15 protein-coding genes are annotated in these 21,171 nt (G+C 57.0%); 5 read left to right on the top strand and 10 right to left on the bottom strand.

Translation table 11 applies throughout. The features are described 5' to 3' along the window. Nucleotides 1-6 precede the first annotated feature (6 nt). The 10 genes from RSQ48_RS16770 to RSQ48_RS16725 form a co-directional block, all read right to left on the bottom strand. Nucleotides 7-1,839: an assimilatory sulfite reductase (NADPH) flavoprotein subunit gene (locus tag RSQ48_RS16770; protein WP_059318603.1), complete on the bottom strand. Its 1,833-nt coding sequence runs from the start codon at nucleotides 1,837-1,839 to the stop codon at nucleotides 7-9. Nucleotides 1,840-1,993: 154 nt separating this feature from the next. Beyond that, complete coding sequence (locus RSQ48_RS16765; protein WP_003803003.1) at nucleotides 1,994-3,658, bottom strand: AMP-binding protein; 1,665 nt, start codon at nucleotides 3,656-3,658, stop codon at nucleotides 1,994-1,996. A 23-nt stretch (nucleotides 3,659-3,681) separates the two neighbouring features. Next, nucleotides 3,682-4,254, bottom strand: a complete 573-nt coding sequence (locus tag RSQ48_RS16760) for a chalcone isomerase family protein (RefSeq protein ID WP_003803002.1) — start codon at nucleotides 4,252-4,254, stop codon at nucleotides 3,682-3,684. Nucleotides 4,255-4,273: 19 nt separating this feature from the next. Beyond that, nucleotides 4,274-4,792 (bottom strand): DUF4442 domain-containing protein, encoded by a 519-nt coding sequence (locus RSQ48_RS16755; RefSeq protein WP_003803000.1) that lies wholly within the window; start codon nucleotides 4,790-4,792, stop codon nucleotides 4,274-4,276. A 9-nt stretch (nucleotides 4,793-4,801) separates the two neighbouring features. Next, nucleotides 4,802-6,127 carry an OmpP1/FadL family transporter gene (locus tag RSQ48_RS16750; protein WP_003802999.1) on the bottom strand — a complete coding sequence of 442 codons (1,326 nt, stop codon included), beginning with the start codon at nucleotides 6,125-6,127 and terminating at the stop codon, nucleotides 4,802-4,804. Between the two features lie 125 nt (nucleotides 6,128-6,252). Continuing rightward, nucleotides 6,253-8,196: a 3-hydroxyacyl-CoA dehydrogenase NAD-binding domain-containing protein gene (locus RSQ48_RS16745; RefSeq protein ID WP_415302001.1), complete on the bottom strand. Its 1,944-nt coding sequence runs from the start codon at nucleotides 8,194-8,196 to the stop codon at nucleotides 6,253-6,255. After that, nucleotides 8,193-9,488: an acetyl-CoA C-acetyltransferase gene (locus RSQ48_RS16740; protein WP_003802997.1), complete on the bottom strand. Its 1,296-nt coding sequence runs from the start codon at nucleotides 9,486-9,488 to the stop codon at nucleotides 8,193-8,195. The genes RSQ48_RS16745 and RSQ48_RS16740 overlap by 4 nt, the downstream gene beginning before the upstream one ends. Next, entirely contained in the window at nucleotides 9,485-11,830 is a 2,346-nt protein-coding gene (locus RSQ48_RS16735; RefSeq protein ID WP_415302000.1) for an acyl-CoA dehydrogenase, read from the bottom strand. Before RSQ48_RS16735 ends, RSQ48_RS16740 begins: the two co-directional genes overlap by 4 nt. Nucleotides 11,831-12,100: 270 nt before the next feature. Continuing rightward, nucleotides 12,101-12,754, bottom strand: a complete 654-nt coding sequence (locus tag RSQ48_RS16730; protein ID WP_003802995.1) for a TetR/AcrR family transcriptional regulator — start codon at nucleotides 12,752-12,754, stop codon at nucleotides 12,101-12,103. Between the two features lie 106 nt (nucleotides 12,755-12,860). Then, entirely contained in the window at nucleotides 12,861-14,288 is a 1,428-nt protein-coding gene (locus RSQ48_RS16725) for an NAD-dependent succinate-semialdehyde dehydrogenase (RefSeq protein WP_415301999.1), read from the bottom strand. Nucleotides 14,289-15,113: 825 nt separating this feature from the next. Here RSQ48_RS16725 and RSQ48_RS16720 point away from each other — a divergent pair. The 5 genes from RSQ48_RS16720 (at nucleotide 15,114) to RSQ48_RS16700 (ending at nucleotide 21,166) form a co-directional block, all read left to right on the top strand. Then, nucleotides 15,114-16,655 carry a TolC family outer membrane protein gene (locus RSQ48_RS16720; RefSeq protein WP_080584989.1) on the top strand — a complete coding sequence of 514 codons (1,542 nt, stop codon included), beginning with the start codon at nucleotides 15,114-15,116 and terminating at the stop codon, nucleotides 16,653-16,655. Nucleotides 16,656-16,696: 41 nt separating this feature from the next. Continuing rightward, complete coding sequence (locus RSQ48_RS16715) at nucleotides 16,697-16,918, top strand: hypothetical protein (protein WP_003802992.1); 222 nt, start codon at nucleotides 16,697-16,699, stop codon at nucleotides 16,916-16,918. Further along, nucleotides 16,902-19,085, top strand: a complete 2,184-nt coding sequence (locus RSQ48_RS16710; RefSeq protein ID WP_240209116.1) for a type I secretion system permease/ATPase — start codon at nucleotides 16,902-16,904, stop codon at nucleotides 19,083-19,085. Before RSQ48_RS16715 ends, RSQ48_RS16710 begins: the two co-directional genes overlap by 17 nt. A gap of 71 nt (nucleotides 19,086-19,156) precedes the next feature. Beyond that, nucleotides 19,157-20,443 (top strand): HlyD family type I secretion periplasmic adaptor subunit, encoded by a 1,287-nt coding sequence (locus tag RSQ48_RS16705; protein ID WP_230406343.1) that lies wholly within the window; start codon nucleotides 19,157-19,159, stop codon nucleotides 20,441-20,443. A gap of 108 nt (nucleotides 20,444-20,551) precedes the next feature. Next, nucleotides 20,552-21,166, top strand: a complete 615-nt coding sequence (locus tag RSQ48_RS16700) for a response regulator transcription factor (RefSeq protein WP_003802989.1) — start codon at nucleotides 20,552-20,554, stop codon at nucleotides 21,164-21,166. Nucleotides 21,167-21,171 lie beyond the last annotated feature (5 nt).

Here is a 21,171-nt window from a genome sequence, read left to right as displayed (position 1 = left end):
TGCTTCTCAGTAAACGTCGCGGGCGTAGCGGCCCTGCGCCGAGAGTTCTTCCAACCAGCTGCGAGCCTGGTCTGCATCCAGTCCGCCTTCCTGCTGCGCTATTTTTTGCAGGGTCTGGTGAACGTCTTTAGCCATTTGTGTGGCATCGCCGCATACATAAATATGGGCACCGCCCTGAATCCAGGCATAGACTTCGGCCGCTTTTTCCAGCAGGCGATGTTGAACGTATATCTTGTTTTCCTGATCCCGCGAGAAAGCCAGATCCAGGTGCTGCAACTGCCCATCCTGCAAGGCGCGCTGCCATTCGGTCTGATAGAGGAAATCAGAGTGAAAGTGCGGATTGCCAAAAAAGAGCCAGTTGCGGCCTTTACCGCCCTGGATGCCGCGTTCCTGTACAAAGGCCCGGAAGGGAGCAACCCCAGTGCCGGGGCCAATCATGATGACGTCCCGGTCGTTGTCCTCAGGCAGGCGAAAACGCGTATTGGGATCGATAAAGACCGGCACGGTATCGCCTTCGCTGCGGCTGGCCAGATAGTCCGAGGCGACGCCCCACCGATCCTGTCCGTTGAACTGGTAGTGCACATTGGCGACGGTCAGATGTACTTCCTCGTCCACTTCGGACTGGCTTGATGCGATGGAGTACATGCGCGGTGCCAAAGGGCGCAAGGCTTGTACCAGCTCGGCGGCGCTCCAGGTGGCCGGGAAGCGTTCCAGTACGTCCAGCACTTGGTGGGTCTTCAGCAACGCTTGCAAGGTGTTCAAACCGTCTGGGCCCACGGCTGTTTGCAGCACGGTATCGCTGTTGCGTTTGGCCAGTTCCACCAGGAAAGGTTTGGTCAGTTGGGTGAGTTCGCGGTAGTGGCTGAGCCATGCTTGCAGCGTGTGCGAGGTGCCCTGAATGGTGACGGTTTCCGTCGGGTCCAGCTTCAAGGTTTGAATGACGGCTTCAACCAGCTTGGCATTTTGTGTAGGCCAGACACCCAGGGCATCACCGGGTTGGTACTGCAGGCCACTGCCTTCCAATGACAGCTCATAGTGATAGATAGTGCGGGTGCTGTCACGGCCCGTGATGCTTTGACTTTGCAGGATGGTGGCCTGGAAGGGATTATCACGGGTATAGCTGCTACGCGCTGGGGTTTCCAGTACGGTGACGTTACTCGATTGCGCAGCAGGCGAGGCTGCTGCAGCGTGGGCCTGGTGATCCGTTTCCAGAAAAGCAAAAGCCTTGTCCTGCCACGGGGCGGCTACCGTATCAATATCCAGATCGGCCAGGCCAGTATCCAGGATGCGCTCTGCCCCCAGAGCGACCAGACGTTGATCGATTTTTTCCGCGATTCCACAGAACAAGGGGTAGCTGGAGTCGCCCAGACCCAGCACGCCAAACTTCAATCCGGGCAGCTTGGGAGCGCGGGCACCGGAGAGGAATTCGAAAAATCCGATGGAGTCGTCGGGCGGGTCGCCTTCGCCCTGCGTGCTGATAATGACATACAGCAAACGCTCTTCTTTCAGCTCGCGCGTGGGGTAGCGGTCGGCGCGCAGCAGGCGCACGGCAATACCGGCCGCCTCACACCGTTGAGCAAAAGCTTCGGCGACGCGTTGAGCATTGCCCGTTTGACTGCCAAACACAATGGTGGCAGGACGTTGGGCGGGGGCAGCGGCGGCCGGTACCAAAGACAGTTCAGGAGCGGCCGGCACCTGAACGGGAAGCCCGTTATGGCGTATTTGTGCGACCCCTGCGAGATAACCGGACAGCCAGTTCAGGGACAGCGGATCGAGCTCTTCGGTGATTTGGGCAATCGCGGTGCGATTCGTTTCCGAGAGGCGGGACAGGGCGTGCATTCTGACACTCGCTTATATGAATAGTTTGTCCCATTCTAAAGAGCGGTATCAGGGTGACGAACGATCTGATTCTTATTTGTTTATGAATACGCCGGTTAATGAAAAAGGGGCATAAGCCCCTTTCATCTTCGTCTAAGCCTGCGCCAAATACGTGCTAGGGACGCAGTTCCCGTCGCAGGATTTTGCCAACGTTGGTGCGTGGCAAGTCGTCGCGGAATTCAACATAGCGTGGCGCCTTGTACCCGGTCAGGTTCTTGCGGCAAAAGGCAATGACCTCTTTTTCAGTCAGCGCGGGATTACGGCTGATGACATAGAGCTTGACCACTTCTCCGGCTTTCTCGTCGGGAACCCCAACGGCGGCAGCCTCGACAATATCCGGGTGCTGCGCGGCAACCGCTTCGACTTCATTGGGATAGACATTAAAGCCCGAAACCAAAATCATGTCTTTTTTACGGTCAAGCAAAAACACGTATCCGTGCTCATCCATATAGCCGATGTCACCCGTGCGCAAAAAGCCGTCCCGGTCAAAGACCTTGGCGGTCTCATCGGGGCGCTGCCAATAGCCAGGGGTCACTTGCGGGCCGCGAATGCACAGTTCGCCTGTTTCTCCCAAAGGCAGGTCGTTCTGGTTTTCATCACGGATGCGGATGTCGGTCGAGGGTACGGGCAGACCAATTGATCCGGTAAATTCCAGCTTATCCAGGGGGTTGATGGTGGCGGCTGGCGAAGTTTCTGTCAGGCCATACGCCTGTGCCAGGGGTTTACCGGTTGCTTCCAGCCAACGCTTGGCGACGACTTCCTGTACTGCCATACCGCCGCCCAGCGTAAAGCGAAGCGAGGAAAAATCCAGTTTGCGGAACTCGGCATTGTTCAGCATGGCGTTGAACAAGGTATTTACGCCGGTAATGGCGGTAAAGCGCAGCTTGGCCATGTCCTTGATCATGGACGGAATATCGCGTGCATTGATGATCAGCAGGTTCTCCGCCCCCAGGCGAAGAAACACCAGCAGGTTCGCGGTGAAGGCGAAGATATGGTAGAGCGGCAGGGCGGTCACCACGCAGTCGATCTGGCCTTCTTTGAGGTAGGGGCGAATCCAGGCCAGGGCCTGGCTCAGGTTCGAGACCAGATTACCGTGCGTCAGAATGGCGCCTTTGGCTACGCCCGTGGTGCCACCGGTGTACTGCAGACATGCAATGTCGTCATGGGTCAGGGTGACCGGGGCAGGGGGGCGGGTACGGCCCTTTGCCAGCACCGATTTAAAGGACAGGGAACCGGGCAAGGACCAGGCAGGCACCCCCTTCTTGATATGGCGCACCACTTGGTTGACCAGCCACCCTTTAACGCTGCCCAGGCAGTCTCCCACACTGGTCACAATAATTCGCTTGATGGGAGTCTCGTGCAGGATTTCTTGCAGTACGTGCGCAAAGTTTTCAGCAATGATGATGGTCTCTGCGCCGCTGTCCTGCAGTTGGTGACGCAACTCCCGGGCGGTATACAGTGGGTTGGTATTGATAATGGTGGCCCCGCTGCGCAATACGCCATACAGGCTGATGGGGTACTGCAGCATATTGGGCATCATCAGGGCGACTCGGTCGCCTTTTTTCACACCCTGGCTTTGCAGCCAACTGGCCAGCGCCAGGGCATTTTCAGACAGTTCACGAAAGCTCATGCGCTTGCCCATGCTGATATAGGCCGTGCGCTGCGCGAACTCGGTGCAGCTTTGTTCAAATACATCCAGCAGGGATGAGTACTGCTGGGCCTGATCTTCGATCGTGGCAGGAATACCGGCGGGGTAGCTCTGCAGCCAGACTTTATCCATGAAGCGCTCCGAGGCGTGTAGGTTCAAGACAATCCCAGCAGGGCCTTTTTGAGCGATTCTTGGGCAGGTTTCTTGCCTAACCAGATTTTCAACAAGGCAGGGGTCAGCCCCGGGTGAGAGAGCTCGCCCAGCATTTTGTCGTTAAACAGGATTCTGACCTGGGGGGAGTTCATGTCCAGAATCACGATATCGCCCTCTTTGGCTTGCCCCACCTGGCGCATCAGATCCTCAAACTGTTTAAGGACCGGGTCCAGGTCCTGTTTTTCAGGATCGGTCAGGTTGTTGTGAATGCCTTCTTTCAGTGCATCGATCAGGGTTTGGGCATCCAGATCGCGTTTGAGAACCAAGCGAACCTGATGCGGCCCGGGGGACTGGATGATGGCTTGGGCATCCTGCGACGGGGAGGCGGTATACAAGGCGGCGACGTACACATCAAAAACAACTTTCTTGCGCAGGCCTGCCCCATTGAGTGTCAGGCTTTGTTGGTCCACCATGACGGCATCAGGCACGGAGACCTGCGCGACGGTGGCCGCCTGAACGGCGGGTAGCCCAAGGGACAGACTTAAAATCAGGGCGGCACAGCGGGGGGTAAACATGAAGCGGTCCTCCTGCAAATTAGCGTGATTGTGATTTCTGCTTGTAAAAGTGGGCGTCGGCAATGTAGATGGTGCGTTCCACCGTGGTGTAGACCTGTCCTTGCGGGTCCTGGATGTGTACGGTGAAGGTGGCTTCAGCCTCGTGATACTGGTCTAGCTGTCCTCGTATTGCGTCCAGTTCTTCCGGACGGATTTGAAAATCGGCATACAGAGTCTGATAACCGGGACGGCGATACTGGATCTCTGCATTTTTGTCCCACACGATCACAGGGCGTTGCAGGCCGGCCAGCAGCATGGTGGCGTGTACGCCGTCCGTGATGGCAAACAGGGAACCGCCAAATAAGGAGCCATTGATATTGCGGGTGCGTCGACGCAATGGCAGGCGTACGACGATGTGCTGCAGGTTTGGGGAAACTTTATGGACCCGCCCCCCGGTTGCCCGGAAGGCGGGGTGCCAGTTAAAGCCCAGCTGCAAAAAGCGGGCACGCCAGGTGGGAGGCAGGCGTGCGAGCAGCTCCATGCGGCGACTGCGGGCCATGGTGCATCCTTAGAAGCGGTAGGTGAACTGCACGCCCAGAATGTCGCCACTGTTTTTATAGGTACCGCGAGTCAGGCCGCGATTGACGACATCGGTGTTGTTGTTCATATCTGTATTTTTCAGGAACAAGTGGGTGTAGCCGATATCCCAGGTGGCGTTTTTGCTGGGGCGGTATTGCGCACCCAGAGACACCCAGTAACGATCGCTGTCAGGCAACGCAGTGGGGCGGTAGTTTTCATCACGTACTGGCGATTGGTCCCAGGCCACCCCCCCTTTGAGGGTCCATTGCTCGTTGTAATGGTAATTGGCGCCCAGGGCGACGCGCCAGGCGTCCTTGAATTTCAGTTCCAGACCGGAATCCCGGGCGCCGGGGCCGCTGTTTTCGATAGTCAGGCGCGGAATGCTGCTCCAGCCGGTCCAGGATACGTCGGCCAACAATTGCCAGCGCGAGTTCAGGTCGTGTACCAGACTGACAATGGCAGTGTCAGGCAGCTTGATGGTGGCTTCGGCATCCCAGTTGATATTGGGTGCAGGAATGCCGGCGGGGACATTGCGATTGCGCAGCTTGGTGTCACCATCAGCCGTGATCTTAATCTGGGAGCGGTAGGACACGCCCAAACGTGTGCTGGGGGTCAGTTGATAGAGTAAGCCGGCGTTCCAACCCCATGCGTCGCCCTTCATCTTGACGCGGGTGTCCATATCCAGGGGGCCCAGTGCAGGATGGTAGCCGACCGGCGTGGCCAGGCGGTAGTCCGCGTCAATGTGCAGCCAGTTCACCCCCACACCGAACGACAATTGGTCGTTGACCTTGTAGGCCACCGAAGGGTTGACGTTGACGGTTTCAATGGCGAATTTTTCGGAGTGATAACGACCAATCCAGCCTTCATCGTATTCGGTAGTCAGACCAAACGGTACGCCAATCCCCAGACCCACCCACCATTTGGGCGAGAGCTGGTGAGACAGATAAATATTGGGAACTGCCGCTACTTTACCCGCATCGCCGCCCGAGCCGCCGGTTGCCGGACGGCTGGCGCCACCGGTCAGGGCCAGGGGATCGGTACTGCCTTTATCGGAGAATTTGAACGTGGGTTTGATGACATTCAAGCCGGCCGAGAAGTTGTTGTCGGGCAGCAGGGTCATGCCAGCCGGGTTGAAGTAGATCGTGCTGGCATTTTCACCAATGGCAGCCGAGCCTGCGTAGGCATTGCCCAGGCCGCTCGCATTTTGTTCGAGCAAGTTGAAACCAGCCGCATGGGCCTGGCCCATGCCCACGCTCATTCCCAGAGGAATGAGCAAGGCAGGAATGGTACGCAAAGCTACAACCGTCTTTTTCATGTCTCTTCTCCAAGGTATAGGTGCGACGTCTGACAGAGGCTTATGACAAGTTTTAAAACACCTGTTTGTTTTCTATGGTGCATGACCTAGGCCAATCGGCGTATAGGTATTTGTGCCAATTCGAGCTAATTGCGTTGTTTTTGTGTTGCTTTGTAATGCAGTGGCCCTCCCCGGAAGGGGGCAAAGCCTGTACCGAAAATGACGCCTGCATCGGCCAGATCTTCGTTTTGCACCACCCCGATGCGCACCTGGTGCTCCGTCTGTTCGATCAGGGGCTTGATCAGGCGATCTGCCAGACCGCTGGGTATCGTTCCTGCGGGTGGCTTCTGGGCTTTGCCATCTTTCCAGGTATAGAAACCCTGGCCCGTTTTACGACCCAGCTCCTGGCGATCCAAATGGCTTTTCAGGCAGGCGGGCATGACGGCCTGCTGGCTAAGTTGCGCACCGGCATCCCGGGCAATGTCCAGACCTACCGTGTCGGCCAGTTCAAGTGGTCCCATCGGCATGCCGAACTGGACCATGGCTTTGTCCACGGTGGCCGGCTCCAGTCCTTCGTCCACACAGCGCATGGCCTCGAGCATGTAGGGCGCCAAGACGGCATTGACTAAAAACCCCGGGCTGTCTTTGACGGGCAAAGGCAACTTGCCGATCTGGTTCACAAAGGCGTAGGCGGTGCTGCGTACGTCAGGTGCGAGCAATTCGCTTTCCACGACCTCAACCAACGGCATGCGAGAGACCGGGTTAAAGAAGTGAATGCCCACCAGCCGCTGCGGATTGATCAGATTCAGGCTGAGTTCGGACAAAGGCAAACTGGAGGTATTGGTCGCCAGAATGGCCCCCGGCTTCAACAACGGCTCTATCGTGGTGTACAGGCTGCGCTTGGCGTCGGCGTTCTCGAAGATTGCCTCGAGCACCAGATCCGCTGAAGCGATGCCATGACCGTTCGGGTCCGGGATCAAACGATCCAGCGCCGCCTGCACCAGCTTGCGGTCTTTCAGACGGCGCTGGAACAACTTGGCGGCCCGCCCCTGAGCCTGTGCGATCCGCTCTCGGTCCTGATCCTGCAAGGTCACTCGCAGGCCTTTGAGAGCACATACTGCAGCAATATCGCCGCCCATGACGCCCGCACCTACGACATGAATATGACTGAGCACTTGTGATGAGGCGTGTTTTCCGATGCTCTTTAGCCGCTCCTGCAGGTGAAAGACACGCAGCAGGTTGGCTGCGGTGTCAGAGCGGGTGATCTGTTCAATCAGCTCGGGTGCTTTCAGCGCGTTGCCATTGTGTTTCTCCCAAATTTCCAAAATGGCGCGAGGGGCTTGATAGTGTTGATACGGATCACGTTTTTCCAGTTGCTGGCGTACCTGGCGAGCCACCAGGGGACGTAGCAGCTTGCTGTTCATCAGACGGGGCAAGCCCTGGGCACGACGAGGTTTTTTACCGCTGAGAACCTGCTTGACGGCCGCTTGCCGGGCCAGACGCACCGGGACGCAGGCATCGACGATGCCCATACGGGCTGCCTTGCGCGCATCGACGCTTTTGCCACTGAGCATCAGGTCCATGGCGGCAGCCGGGCCGATGTATTCAGGCAGGCGCAACATTCCTCCCCAGCCTGGGAAGATACCCAGCATGACTTCGGGCAGAGCCAGGCGCGTGTCGTCCTGATCCACGGCCAGGGAATAGCGACACGCCAGGGCCAGCTCCAGTCCCCCGCCCAGGCAGTGGCCTTGTACCAGTGCCAGGGTCGGATAGGTTTGCTTGGCCAGTTTGTTGAACACCGTCCAGCCGCGCGTGACCAATGCCAGACCCTTTTCAGGATTGTTGCCGTGTTCGGAAAACTCGTCGATATCAGCCCCCGCGATAAATCCGGCGGCTTTGCCTGAGTAAATGATCAACGCTTTTGGGGGATGGCCGCTCAGGTAATCCAGGGCCTGATTCAGTTCTTGCAACACGAGTGCAGAGAGTCGATTGACCGAACTGCCCACACAGTCGATTTTCAGCCAGGCAATGTGCTGATCGTCCGTATGCAGGGTGAAGTTTTGCAAATCCAAGGTAGCGACAGGCATCATGATTCAGTTCCTTGCAGCGATTCGATCAACATGGCGCCGCCCTGGCCACCGCCAATACAAATGGCGGCCATGCCCAGACGCAAGTTGCGACGACGCAGGGCATGCAGGCAATGCAGTACGATTCGGGCGCCAGAGGCGCCCACCGGGTGGCCGATCGCAATTGCGCCACCGTCCACGTTGAGCTTGTCCATGTCCAGCAAGCCCAGGGCATCACGTCCCAGATGCGTCTGGCACCATTGCTGATCGTCCCATGCAGCGCGACATGCCAGCACTTGCGCCGCAAAGGCTTCGTTGATTTCCCACAAGTCCGGGCCATTCAAGGCCAAACGATTGCGTTCCAGAATCGGTGTGGCCGCAAATACCGGCCCCAAACCCATGGTGGCCGGGTCCAGTCCCGCCCACTGGGCATCCACAATTCGGCCTATCGGTTTGAGCTGGTGCTCTTTGACGGCTGTCTCGCTGGCCAGAATCAACAACGCAGCGCCATCGGTGACCTGTGAGCTGTTGCCCGCTGTGATGTTGCCCCAGGGCGGGTCAAAGACCGGACGCAGCTTGGCCAGCTTGTCAGGTGTGGAGTCCGCACGTACGCCATCATCGTTCGGGTAGCTGTTGCCGCGCGTATCGCTGAGCGGCACGATTTCTTCAAACGCGTGTTCGTGTTGCGCACGCAGAGCCAGACGATGGCTGCGAGCGGCAAATTCGTCCATGTCCTGACGGCTGATGCCAAATTGATGGGCCAGAATTTCTGCGGTCTGCCCCATGGATAAGCCGACTACGGGGTCTGTCAGCCCCTTGAGCAATCCGATGACGGGTTTCAGGTAAGACAGCCGCAGGCTGCCCAGTGCTTTCAGACGTGCGCCCATGCTGCGAGCTTTGCCCCAGCCTGCCAGCCAGCGAACCATATCGTCGCTGAACAGGATGGGGGCGTGAGACAGGGCATCTACGCCGCCGGCCAGTACCAGTTGCGAGCGACCGGTTTGGATGGCCTGCACACCTGAATCGAGCGCTTGCATGCCCGAAGCGCAGTTGCGCATCACGGTCCAGCCCGGCACTTTGTGGCCGGTGCCCAGACGCAGACCCAGCACCCGGCCAATATTGGTTTCATCGGGCGACGGAGCCGCGCAACCCAGAATGACTTCGCTGAGCTGCGACGCCTCAAAGGGTTGGCGTAGCAAAAGCTCGCGGCCGGTTTGTACCGCCAGGTCTCCCGCTGAGAACGGGCCGGGCGCGTTACGCGCTTTCAGAAACGGGCTGCGTGCGCCGTCAATAATATAGACCGGTTGAAAACTCATGCTTGGCTCCCACTGGTGGTTTCAGTGGCGGCGCGTTCCCGGCGCAGATCGAAAGGGAAATCGTCCACGGCGATCACTCGGTCGCGCAGGACATCGCGCGCCTGAATTTGCTCGAACTCTTGAGCGCTGATTCCGCCTGCCTGGAAGACCGCTTCGGCTATATCACGTACGTTGGCCTTGGGGTTGTCCTGCAACTGACCGCTCTTTTCGAACTGACGGATTTTCGCGTCAATATCGCGAGTATTCAGAGCCGCCAGCAATGCCGCTTCGATAGCGCCCACGGGCTCCTTGTCATCGTTGGGCAGATAGGTGTCGTAGGTCAGGCGGTCACGAGTGGGGCCGGGTCGGGTCAACAGTTTGGCGACGGCATGATCCAGCTTGTCATTGGGCCCCAGGCGGCGCAGGCCTAGCGGAAAGACCAGCAGGCGCAGCAGGCCAGCCAAAGGTCGGTTCGGAAAGTTTTTCAGCACCTTGTCCAGGGCATGCTGTGTGCGCATCAAGGCATCCTGGGCCGCCCAGTGAGCTAAAGGCGCATCTTCTTGTTGACGGCCTTCGTCCTGGTAACGCTTGAGGACCGCGCTGAGCATATAGAGTTCGGACAGTGCATCTCCCAGACGAGATGACAGGCGCTCGCGCATTTTCAGAGAGCCGCCCAGCACCAGCATGGAAGCATCGGCCAACAAGGAAAAGGCTGCGCTGTAACGGCTGGCCTGACCGTAGTAGGGATGCATGGACTTGGCTGTGCCCGTGGGGCCACTTAGCAAACGCCAGCCACCCAGGCCTAGCCAGAAAGAACGGCCCGTGTTGGCCAGAGTGTAACGAACGTGAGCCCAGAAGGCTTGGTCAAACTTGCGCAGTCCAGCTTCACGATCCGGGTCCAGCGCAGCAGTCATTTCTTCCAGAATGAAAGGATGGCAACGGATCGCGCCCTGACCAAAAATAATCAGGCTGCGCGTCAGAATATTGGCGCCTTCTACCGTGATGCCGACTGGTATTTGTTGGTAGGCGCGACCCAGGAAATTGGAGGGGCCAAGGCAAATGCCTTTGCCGCCGATCACATCCATCCCGTCGTTAACCACCATGCGGCCCCGCTCGGTCACATGGTATTTGACGATGGCTGAGACGACGGATGGCTTTTCGCCCAGGTCCACCGCCGCGGCTGTCATGGTGCGGGCGGCATCCATGGCATAGGTGTGGCCAGCAATGCGAGCCAGCGCTTCTTCCACACCTTCAAACTTGCTGATGGCGCTGCGAAACTGGGTGCGTACGGCGGAATACCCGCCTACCGCGCGGCTGGTTAACTTGGCCATGCCGGTAAACGAGGAGGGCAAGGAGATGGAGCGCCCTGCCGCCAGACACTCCATCAGCATGCGCCAGCCTTGCCCGGCCATGGCAGGGCCACCAATAATGAATTCCAGTGGCATGAAGACATCGTTACCGCGGGTCGGGCCATTCATGAACATGGCGTTCAAAGGGAAGTGACGACGACCGGTCTCTACCCCTGGGTGATCGCTGGGGACCAGGGCGCAGGTGATGCCAATGTCTTTCTCTCCCCCGAGCAAGCCGTCCGGGTCATAGAGGCGAAAGGCCAGTCCCAGCAAGGTGCATACCGGGGCCAGAGTGATGTAGCGCTTGTCCCAGGTGACGCGCATGCCCAGTACTTCCTGACCTTCCCATTCGCCTTTGCAGACAATCCCTACATCGGGAATGGCCGCCGCATCGGAACCGGCCCATGGGCTGGTCAGGGCGAAAGCGGGGATGTCACGGCCATCAGCCAGACGGGGCAGATAGTGTTGCTTTTGCTCATCGGTGCCGTAATGCAGTAGCAGCTCGGCCGGGCCTAGTGAGTTGGGCACCATGACCGACACGGACAGGGCCGAGTTGCGTGTCGAGAGCTTGGCCACCACGGCCGAGTGCGCCTGTGCCGAGAAACCGCGACCACCGTATTCCTTGGGAATAATCAGACTGAAAAAGCGGTTTTCTTTCAGGTAGTTCCAGACTTCGACGGGCATGTCGAAGTCTTCCTGGCTGACTTGCCAGTCATCAATCATGGCGCAGGCCACATTGACTTCATTGTCCAGAAACTGACGCTCTTCCTCGGTGAGCCGATAGGCGGGGTAAGCGCTCAAGGTATTCCAGTTGGGTTTTCCACGAAACAGCTCACTTTCCCACCAGACTGTCCCTGCCTCCAGCGCATCGCGCTCAGTTTGGGACATGGCGGGCAAAACACTGGAAAAGGCACGGTAAATTGGGCGACTGAGCCACTTAGTGCGTAGATTCCGGTTTTTGAGAACGTAGACGCAGCCAAGCACCAGCAGTATCAATAGCAAGGTCAGAAACATAGCAACTCCGGACTAGCTCAAAAAGAAAAAGAATGCCCCCATGCAGCCCCTTCAGCGTGCTGCCCCCTGAGGGGGCGCTTTGTACCGTGGGACGGCTTGGCGGTAGGAAAATTACCCCCATGCTGCGCCGCTGGCTTGTTGCCCCCTTGGGGGGCGTTTTGTCCCTCGGGACGGCTCAGCGGCAAAAACACCTTCATGCTTACCTGAGGCTTGTCGTTCCCTAACAGTACGGTTCGCCTCGGTGCAGCCCGACTGCCAGGACCTCGCAGATCAGCTGCTGGCCGGCAAAGGGGCCCGTAATCCACCCAGCAGAAAACTCATCAGACGCTGTTGCAATTGCTGCTCACTTTCAGGAGAGTCGTTAAGGGGCAATTGCAAGGCCCGACGCAATGATTGGGTGCCCATCAGGGCATACGAAGTAGCACCCAGCATGAAATGGAATCGCCAGATGATTTCTTCTTCCGGTACGGTGGGCAGCGCCTCGTGCAAAGCCTGCTTGAAAGGAAGAAAGATGGCGACTTGTTCGTCCCAGCAGATGGACTGAATGAAGTCTTGTGGCGCTGGACGATCCTGTCCTGGCAAAGGAATGAACGAGCGTGGAGCGCCCTTGCCTGAACCGGCTAGACGTATCAGCGGGCCAAAAAAGGCATCGACCACCTGAGATGCTTTCAACGGTCCATCACCGGCTTGCTGGCGATAAAAAGCCAGCTTTTCCAGCCGCTCTTGATTGATGCTGTTCAGGCGGCGTTGAAATACAGCCTGTGTCAGTCCGTCTTTACTGCCGAAGTGATAATTGACAGCCGACAGGTTCACCTTGGCCTGCGCTGTAATCTGGCGCATGGAGGTGTTTTCGTGGCCATACAGCGCGAAAAGATGCTCGGCTGCGTCGAGAATGGCGGACTGTGTCCGATCAGAGCGTTTCACCGTTATTTCCTAATTTCAAACGAGTGTTTGAATAATTTAACGGGAATACACAATTAGTACAGTAGGGGTTCACCCTAGCCCCGTAAAGCGGGGCCAGGAGCCATTCTTAGATCTGTGTCACAAATTTGGTGACTAAGTATCCGTCAAAGGTTTCAGTCCCGCCTTCACTGCCAATGCCACTGTCTTTGACTCCTCCGAAGGGAGTTTCGGGCAAAGAGCTGCCAAAGTGATTGATGTTGACCATACCCGATTCCAGTTCTGTGCCCAAGCGATGCGCAGCCTGTAAGGATTGCGTAAAGGCGTAGGCCGATAAACCGTAAGGCAGGCTGTTGGCGCGGGCGATGGCATCGTCCAGATCATGATAGCGGGTCAGGGGGGCGATGGGGCCGAAGGGCTCTTCGGTCATGACCAGTGCATCGTCAGGTAAGTCGGTCAGTACCGTAGGCGAGAAAAAGAAACCGTCGCGTTTGATCTGCTCGCCTCCCAGCACGACTTTGCCGCCCAGCGAACGGGCGTTGTCGACAAACTTTTGCATCATGGGAATACGGCGTTCGTGGGCCAAGGGGCCCATCTGTGTATCCGGGTCCAGGCCGTCTCCCACCTTCACATTCGCCAATTCTTCGGTAAAGCGGTCCACGAACTGGGTATAGATGTCGTCGTGAATATAAAAGCGTGTGGGTGAAATGCACACCTGCCCGGCATTGCGTATTTTGAACCGGGCGAGCTGACGAGCAGCGCGGGCGACATCGGCATCGGGCAGGACCAGAACGGGCGAGTGCCCTCCCAGTTCCATGGTGATGCGTTTCATATGAGCGCCGGCCAGCGCTGCCAACTGCTTGCCAACGGGGACTGAGCCGGTAAACGAGACTTTACGCACGATGGGGGAGCGGATCAGATAATCCGAGACCTCTTGTGGAATGCCCCAGACAATATTCAATACGCCCGGTGGCAAGCCCGCATCGTGAAAGGCCTGGGCAATGGCCATGACTGCGCTGGGGGAGTCCTCCGGGCCTTTCAGAATAATGGTGCAGCCCGCTCCGATGGCGGCGCAGATTTTCCGAATGGCCTGGTTATAGGGGAAGTTCCAGGGTGTGAACGCAGCGCAGACACCGATAGGCTCGCGCAGCACCAGTTGCTGCACTTTTGAATTGCGGGCAGGGATGACGCGACCATAAATCCGGCGGCACTCTTCGGCGTGCCAATCCGCATGGTCGGCGCAGGACATGATCTCGCCGACGGCCTCGGCCAAAGGCTTGCCTTGATCCAGCGTCAAATTGCGGCCAATCTCCTGCGCGCGTTCACGGGACAGTTCCGCCACCTTGCGCAAGATGGCACTGCGGTCCATCGGGGAACTGTGACGCCAGCTTTTGAATGCGGCTTGGGCGGCGCTCAGTGCGGCATCCAGATCGGCCTGTGACGCCAGCGGCAGTTGGCCTAGCGTGCTGCCGTTGGCCGGGTTGATGACGGCCTGGGTCTGGCGACCTTGTCCATCCAGAAATTGACCATTGATATACAGGGCCAGGTGTTGATACATGTGCGGCCTCCAAGTTGAGTGTTGCTCACTGAATACGTATCTTCCGATGGTATCGGGCAGGCAGAGGTGGGACAAGCGCCAGGGAGTGGACAACTGGTAAGCGATGGTTCTAAGAAGCGACCAAAGGGGCCTGGCACAGGGGGGAACGCGCGATTGCTATAAGTTTTTGATTACAAGTATTTTTTTCAATTCCTTGTACAAGGAAGTAAAAAGAAACCAAACTGCAATGGGAAACGGTTACAAGTGAGTTATTGTCGACAATAAAGAAAGTTATATGTTGGCCCCGTAAATTCCTTTTACCGACAGATGAGATTTAGATCGGCAGACGATGTAACCCAAATGCTTATTAAGGTGAAAGTTTTTTGTAGATTATTACCAACGGTGCTGAGCGTGACTTATGACACAATGGTTTGTCGTTAAGCGCCTAATATCTTGGAGTCGTTTAATTTCATGGCGTTATTGCTGATTTTGTCACAGGCTATTTATCATTTTTAACATTGTGATCGACGAAGAGCTTTGTAATTTAAGATACAATTTGTCCTGTGATCGACGTAGAGAGTTTCACCTTTCTCTACACGAAAAGTCACAAATAGACACAAGGTTATGCTCCAAGAATACAGGTCAGAAGCCTGTAGCTCCGCCTTGTCTTGCCCCGGTCCATTATGAACATACTGCTGCGGCTGGCGTCAGGTTTGCCAGCCTTAGATGTAAATCCTATGTGCAATACATAGGTGTTGGGCCCTCGGGTGGTGTTCCTTTCGCTTATCTTAAGTGGCACACCGATCCCACTCTTCTTTCATTTTTGTACTTAAATATGATCCGGCCATGCGTTGCAACGCTGACGCGAGGACGTCTGTTGCGGACGCGGCTCAGGATCTTACGGAGGCCGACGTGCGTGGTAAGAAAACTCTAACGGTAAGTTCGCTGCTGACAGCGTTACTACTGGCGCAGCCAGCGCTTGCCCAGCAGGAAAACAGCTTGAGCTTCAAGGACAGTATTGAGCGGGCAATTATGTCCAATCCTGAACTTGGCGCTCGCTTTCAGGATTTCCAGTCGGCGCTGGAAGGCCAGAATGTGGGCCGGGGTGCCTTGATGCCCGAAATCAATGCTCAGGGCTGGGTCGGTAAAGAATGGCGGGGCGGTACATCGAGTGCGCCATCGGTCAACTGGACCCGTAATGGCTACAGCCTGCAATTGCGTCAATTGATCTTTGATGGTTTCTCCTCGATCAATCAAGTGCGTCAATTGGGCTACGAAAAACTGGCTACTTACTATGAGTTGCTGGCGTCGGTAGATTCGCTGGCCCTGGAAGCGGCCAATGCGCACATTGATGTGTTGCGTTACCGCGAAATGGAAAAGCTTGCCCGTGAAAACTATGGCATGCACCTGAACATTCTGAGCCAGATTCAGGAGCGCTCCGAATCGGGCGTAGGCCGTGGTGTGGATCTGGAACAGGCCTATGGTCGCCAAGCCCTGGCCCAAAGCAATATGATGACCGAAGCGGGCAATCTGAATGACGTGTTGCAGCGTTACCGTCGTATTGTGGGCGTGCCTGCGCCGGAAGTATTGCAGGCCGCACCCAGCCTGAGCGAGTCCATCCCTGCCAAGACCGTGGACTTCCTGCCTTCTTTGCGTACCAGCCCGGTAATTCTGGCTAAACAAGCTTTGTACCAGGCCGCCGAGTCGGGCAAGCATGTAGCCCAAGGTCGTCTGTCGCCAACGCTGGAGTTGCGCGCTGCCACTGGTAAAGACAAGACTGACCCCCCAGGTGCATCTGCCTACCGTGATTCACAAAGCAGCAATGTGCAGTTGATGCTGTCGTACAACCTGTTCCGAGGTGGTGCTGATGCCGCCCGCATCCGTCAAACCACGGCTCAACAGTATGCTGCCCGCGATGTGCGCGACTACACCTGCCGCAACGTACAGCAGGATCTGGCAGTGGCTTGGAACAATATCGAGCGTCTGCGTGCCCAGTTGCCTTTCCTGAAGCAGCACGAACTGGCGACCTCCAAGGTGCGAGTTGCCTATATGCAGCAGTTCCAGATTGGTCAACGCTCTTTGCTGGACTTGCTGGATACGGAAAACGAGCTGTTTGATGCCCGTCGCGCGCTGGCCAATGCCACTTACGATCTCCAGCAAGCTGAATACCGTTGGTTGACTTTGTCGCACCGCCTGGTGTCGTCCGTAGGCCTGTCCCAGCCCTACTCGGAGCAACCTGAAGAAGCGGCCAAGCTCGATTTTCCTGAAGAAGCGTTCAAGGCATGTATGACACCGGTTCCAGATACGTCTAACCTGACGCCAGTCTCTGTTGATTATCGCGACGGCATGGCCCCGCCTGTCCTGCGCGAGAAGGCAGCCGGACTTTAATATCTGCCTGATGGCGTACTAGATAGAAAAAGGAGGCATGGATGAGTCAGAACGAAGACGATTACAAACAAGAGCTTTCGGCCTCGGATGCGAGTTTTATCCGGGTACTGGAAGATTTGATTGACGCACTGGTTGCAAACGGTGTGCTTCGCATGACTGATCTGCCTCCCCAGGCTTTGGCCAAGTTGAATGAGCGCAAACTGACCCGCCAGCGCCTGCGGGATTCGTTGGATTTGATTAATGACGATGAACCACTCATCTGATAGCACGGCACCAACAAGCGGGGAATTCAGTGTCCCGCCTCATCTGACTCATGATGATCCCCTTCTAACCTGCCTGGCGGAGATTACCCGTATACACGGTAATCCCTGCACGCCCCAGCACTTGTCTGCGGGCTTGCCTTTGCAGCGGGGGCGCTTGACGCCTGCACTGTTGAATCGGGCGGCGGCACGCGGTCATTGCACGGCGCGGATCTGGCGCCGGGTATTTACCGAGCTGGACGCCAGCTTGTTCCCGGTCATTTTGTTGTTGAAGAACAACCGGGCATGTGTCTTGCTGGGGCTGGAAGAAGACCGTGCGCACGTGCATTTCCCCGAAAGCGGGAGCCCCAGCGAAATCAGTCTGGATGATCTGCAAGCGCAGTATTCCGGGCTGTTGGTCGTTGTCAAACCCGATTTCCGGGTTGAGGCGCGTGCCAAGGATGGTGTAGCCCCTATGAAGGGCAAGCACTGGTTCTGGACCGCCGTGGTGCAGAACTGGCGACTGTATCGCGATGCGCTTGGCGCTGCCTTGTTGATCAATCTGTTTGCCTTGGCCCTTCCGCTCTATACCATGAACGTGTACGACCGGGTGGTTCCCAACAAGGCGCTTGAAACCTTGTGGGTGCTGTCGATCGGGATCGGACTGGTGCTGATCATGAACATGGTGCTCAGTACAGTGCGTGCCTACGTGGTCGATGTCGCGAGTAAACGGGTGGACATCCAGCTGTCCGCGCGGATTATGGAGCGGGTGCTGGACTTGCGGATGGAAAACCGGCCGCCGTCGGTGGGCTCTTTCGCGGCCAATCTGCGCTCTTTTGAATCAGTGCGCGACTTTATCGCTTCGGCCAGTCTGACCACGCTGGTCGACTTGCCGTTTGTGCTGCTGTTTTTGGCGGTGCTGGCCTGGATTTCGCCTTGGATGCTGATCCCGCCCGTGGTGGCCATTGTGGTCATCTTGGGCATCTCCTGGTTTGCTCAGGCGCGTATGGAACGTCTGACCAAGCAAACCTTTCAGGCAGCTGCCCAGCGTAACGCCGGCCTCATCGAATCCCTGGCCGGTATGGAAACTCTGAAGGTTCTGAACGCGCAAAGCAATGCCCAGCGCGATTGGGAACAGTCCACCGAGTATCTGGCGCGACAGGGCGCACGCATCAAGATGACTTCGACCTTGACCGTCAACACGGTACAGATGCTGCAGCAAATGGTCACTATCAGCGTGGTCATTATTGGTGTGTATCTGGTTCAGGAGACGAAATTGTCCATGGGGGGCATCATTGCTGCGTCCATGATTGCGGGACGCTGCCTTGCCCCCTTGGGGCAGGTCGCCGGCCTGATGATGCAATACCAGAATGCCCGAACGTCATTGGGGTCGGTGGATACCTACATGACGATGCCCATCGAGCATCCGGAAGATCGACATTTTGTGCCGCGGCCTTACCTGGAAGGTTCTATCGAGTTTCGTAGCGTCAGTTTTGCGTATCCGGGTGCAAGCCAGAACGTGCTTGATAAAGTCAGCTTCTCTTTGAAGGCGGGCGAGAAGGTCGGCATTATTGGTCGCATCGGCTCTGGTAAAACCACCTTGTCCAAGCTGATTCTGGGCTTGTACAAGCCTACGGGTGGGACCGTGGTGCTGGATGGTATCGATAGCCAGCAGATCGACCCGGCAGACGTACGTCGCTCCATGGGTTATGTCTCGCAGGATCCCATGCTGTTTTACGGTAGCCTCAAACACAATCTGATGATGGGTACTCCTTACGCGACCGATGATCAGATGCTGGCGGCCGCCCGCCAGGCAGGGGTAGATGATTTCGCCCGACTCCATCCCGATGGATACGACATGATGATTGGCGAGCGGGGTGATTCCCTGTCTGGAGGCCAGCGTCAGGCCATTGCCGTGGCCCGTGCCTTGATCGGCAACCCGTCCATATTGCTGCTCGATGAGCCCAGCAGCAATATGGATAACCAGAGCGAGTCTGCCTTGCGTCGCAGCTTGCAGAAGGAATGTGAAGGCAAGACCGTGGTGCTGGTGACACACCGCACAGCGTTGCTGGAATTGGTCGATCGTCTGATCGTGATGGATATGGGGCGCATTGTGGCGGATGGCCCTAAAGATCAGGTGATTGCCGCTTTGCGTAGCGGGCAGATTGGCAAGGCCCGGAGTGCAGCATGAAGATACAGAACCTGATCAATTGGGTGCGTGCGCAGCTTCAAGATACCACTTCGCCGCCGCCGGGCAGCAATATGCTCAAAAATGCATCGTGGACCGCCCGATACCAGGACGTCAGAGGTTCCACGCTGCTGATCTGGCTGACCTTGCTGGCCATCTGCTTGCTGATCGTCTGGGCAAGTCTGGCCAGTATTGATGAAGTGGTACGTGGCGAGGGTAAAGTGGTCCCATCTCGCCAGGTTCAGGTCGTGCAGAGTCTGGATGGCGGGGTAGTAGAAGAAATTCTGGTGCGCCCCGGCCAGTCTGTGGAAGCCGGTGAGGTGCTGTTGCGTATTGACCCCACGCGCGCCTCCTCCTCGTTGGGGGAGAACGAAGCAGAATCCTTGTCCTTGAAGGCCAAGGCGGCTCGTTTGGAAGCCATTGCCGCCGACCAGCCCCTGGACATGCCTGCCGAAGTTCTGGAAAAGGCCCCGGATCTGGCCGAGGGGGAGCGCCGCGTCTGGCTGGCTCGCACTGAGGAGCTGCGTTCCAATATTTCCGTGGCTCAGGAACAGTTGAATCAGCGCCAGCAGGAATTGCGCGAAACACAAGCTAATCGTGATCAGGCGGCGTCCAGTTGCGGTTTGACCTCGCAAGAGTTGCAAATGACCCGTCCTTTGCTCAAAAGCGGAGCGGTGTCCGAGGTGGATTTGCTGCGCCTTCAGCGCGATGTGGCTCGTTACTGTGGTGAGCAAAAAGCGGCCACGGCTCAGATCAGTCGTATTCAGGCTTCGATTCAGGAAGCTCAAAACCGGATCGGTGAGGTGGAAATTACGTTCCGCAATCAGGCTCGTACCGAGCTGGCGGAAACACGCGCCAAGCTGGCTTCTTTGGAACAGGGCCAACGTGCCTTGGCCGATCGGGTACGACTGGCTGAAGTGCGTTCGCCCGTGCGTGGCACCATCAAAACCTTGTCGGCCAATACCGTAGGTGGAGTGGTTCAACCTGGCAAGGACATCCTGGAGATCGTGCCTACCGATGACACCTTGTTGCTGGAAGTGCGCATCAACCCACGCGATATCGGGTTTTTGCACGCTGGTCAAAGTGCCGAAGTGAAGTTCACTGCCTATGACTTTGCCATTTACGGCGGGCTGCCCGGCGTGCTGGAGCAGACCAGTGCTGACACCATTACCGATGAAAAAGGCAATTCATTTTATATAGCTAAAGTACGTACTGACACGGTGTATGTCGGTGACGATAACCGTCCGATCCTGCCTGGCATGGTGGCCGAAGTGCACATTCTGACGGGTAAGCGGACCGTTATGCAGTACTTACTCAAACCTATTCTCAGGGCCAGATCCAACGCATTCAGGGAGCGTTAAGGCCGATTGGTCCGTTGGGGGAGTAGCGCTGACGATAGAGGTGTAACACCCGAGTCAGACCAAGAGCTGATGGCTTATAGCTCGTGTTACCAGTAAGGGAAAAGCGGTATGCGACAAGTAAATTCGGTTTTATTTCTGACGGCCGATGAGGCGTTGTGGCAGCATTGGCGTCATCTGGATTCCGTCACCTGGCTGCCTGCCAGAGGACACGGGATGGACGATTTGTTGCGTTGGAAACAACAGCATCGAGATCTGGTGGTGGTCGATAGCGCCTTGGCATTGTGGAACCATCCACAATGGGCTCAGGCGGTGCAGGGCATGAAAATTATTGTCGCCAGCCCCCGTCCTTCGGATACCGAAGGTCAGGCCGTTCTGGCTCAGGGCGCTCGTGGCTATATTCACGCTTACAGCTCGTCGCCTTTACTGATTCAGGCTTTGGATCATGTTGCAAGCGGTCAGGTCTGGGTGGGCGAGTCGCTGTTGAGCCGTTTGCTCAGTGACGTGACCCGCCGTCTGGAACCCAAGTCGGGCTGGGAAAGCTCGCTGACCAGTCGGGAAATCGAGGTTGCGCAACGTGCCTCTCTGGGCCATTCCAATCAATTGATTGCAGATGATCTGGGTATCACTGAAAGGACGGTTCGTGCCCACCTTCAGGCTGTTTTCGAAAAACTAAATGTAACAGATCGTTTGATGTTGGCGCTAAAAGTACACGGCATAGCCTAACAAGC

Source organism: Alcaligenes sp. SJTW-7 (assembly GCF_047716895.1).
GTDB lineage: Bacteria > Pseudomonadota > Gammaproteobacteria > Burkholderiales > Burkholderiaceae_B > Alcaligenes > Alcaligenes ammonioxydans.
Note: the sequence above shows the minus strand (reverse complement) of the source record. Positions and strands in the feature narration are given on the sequence as shown.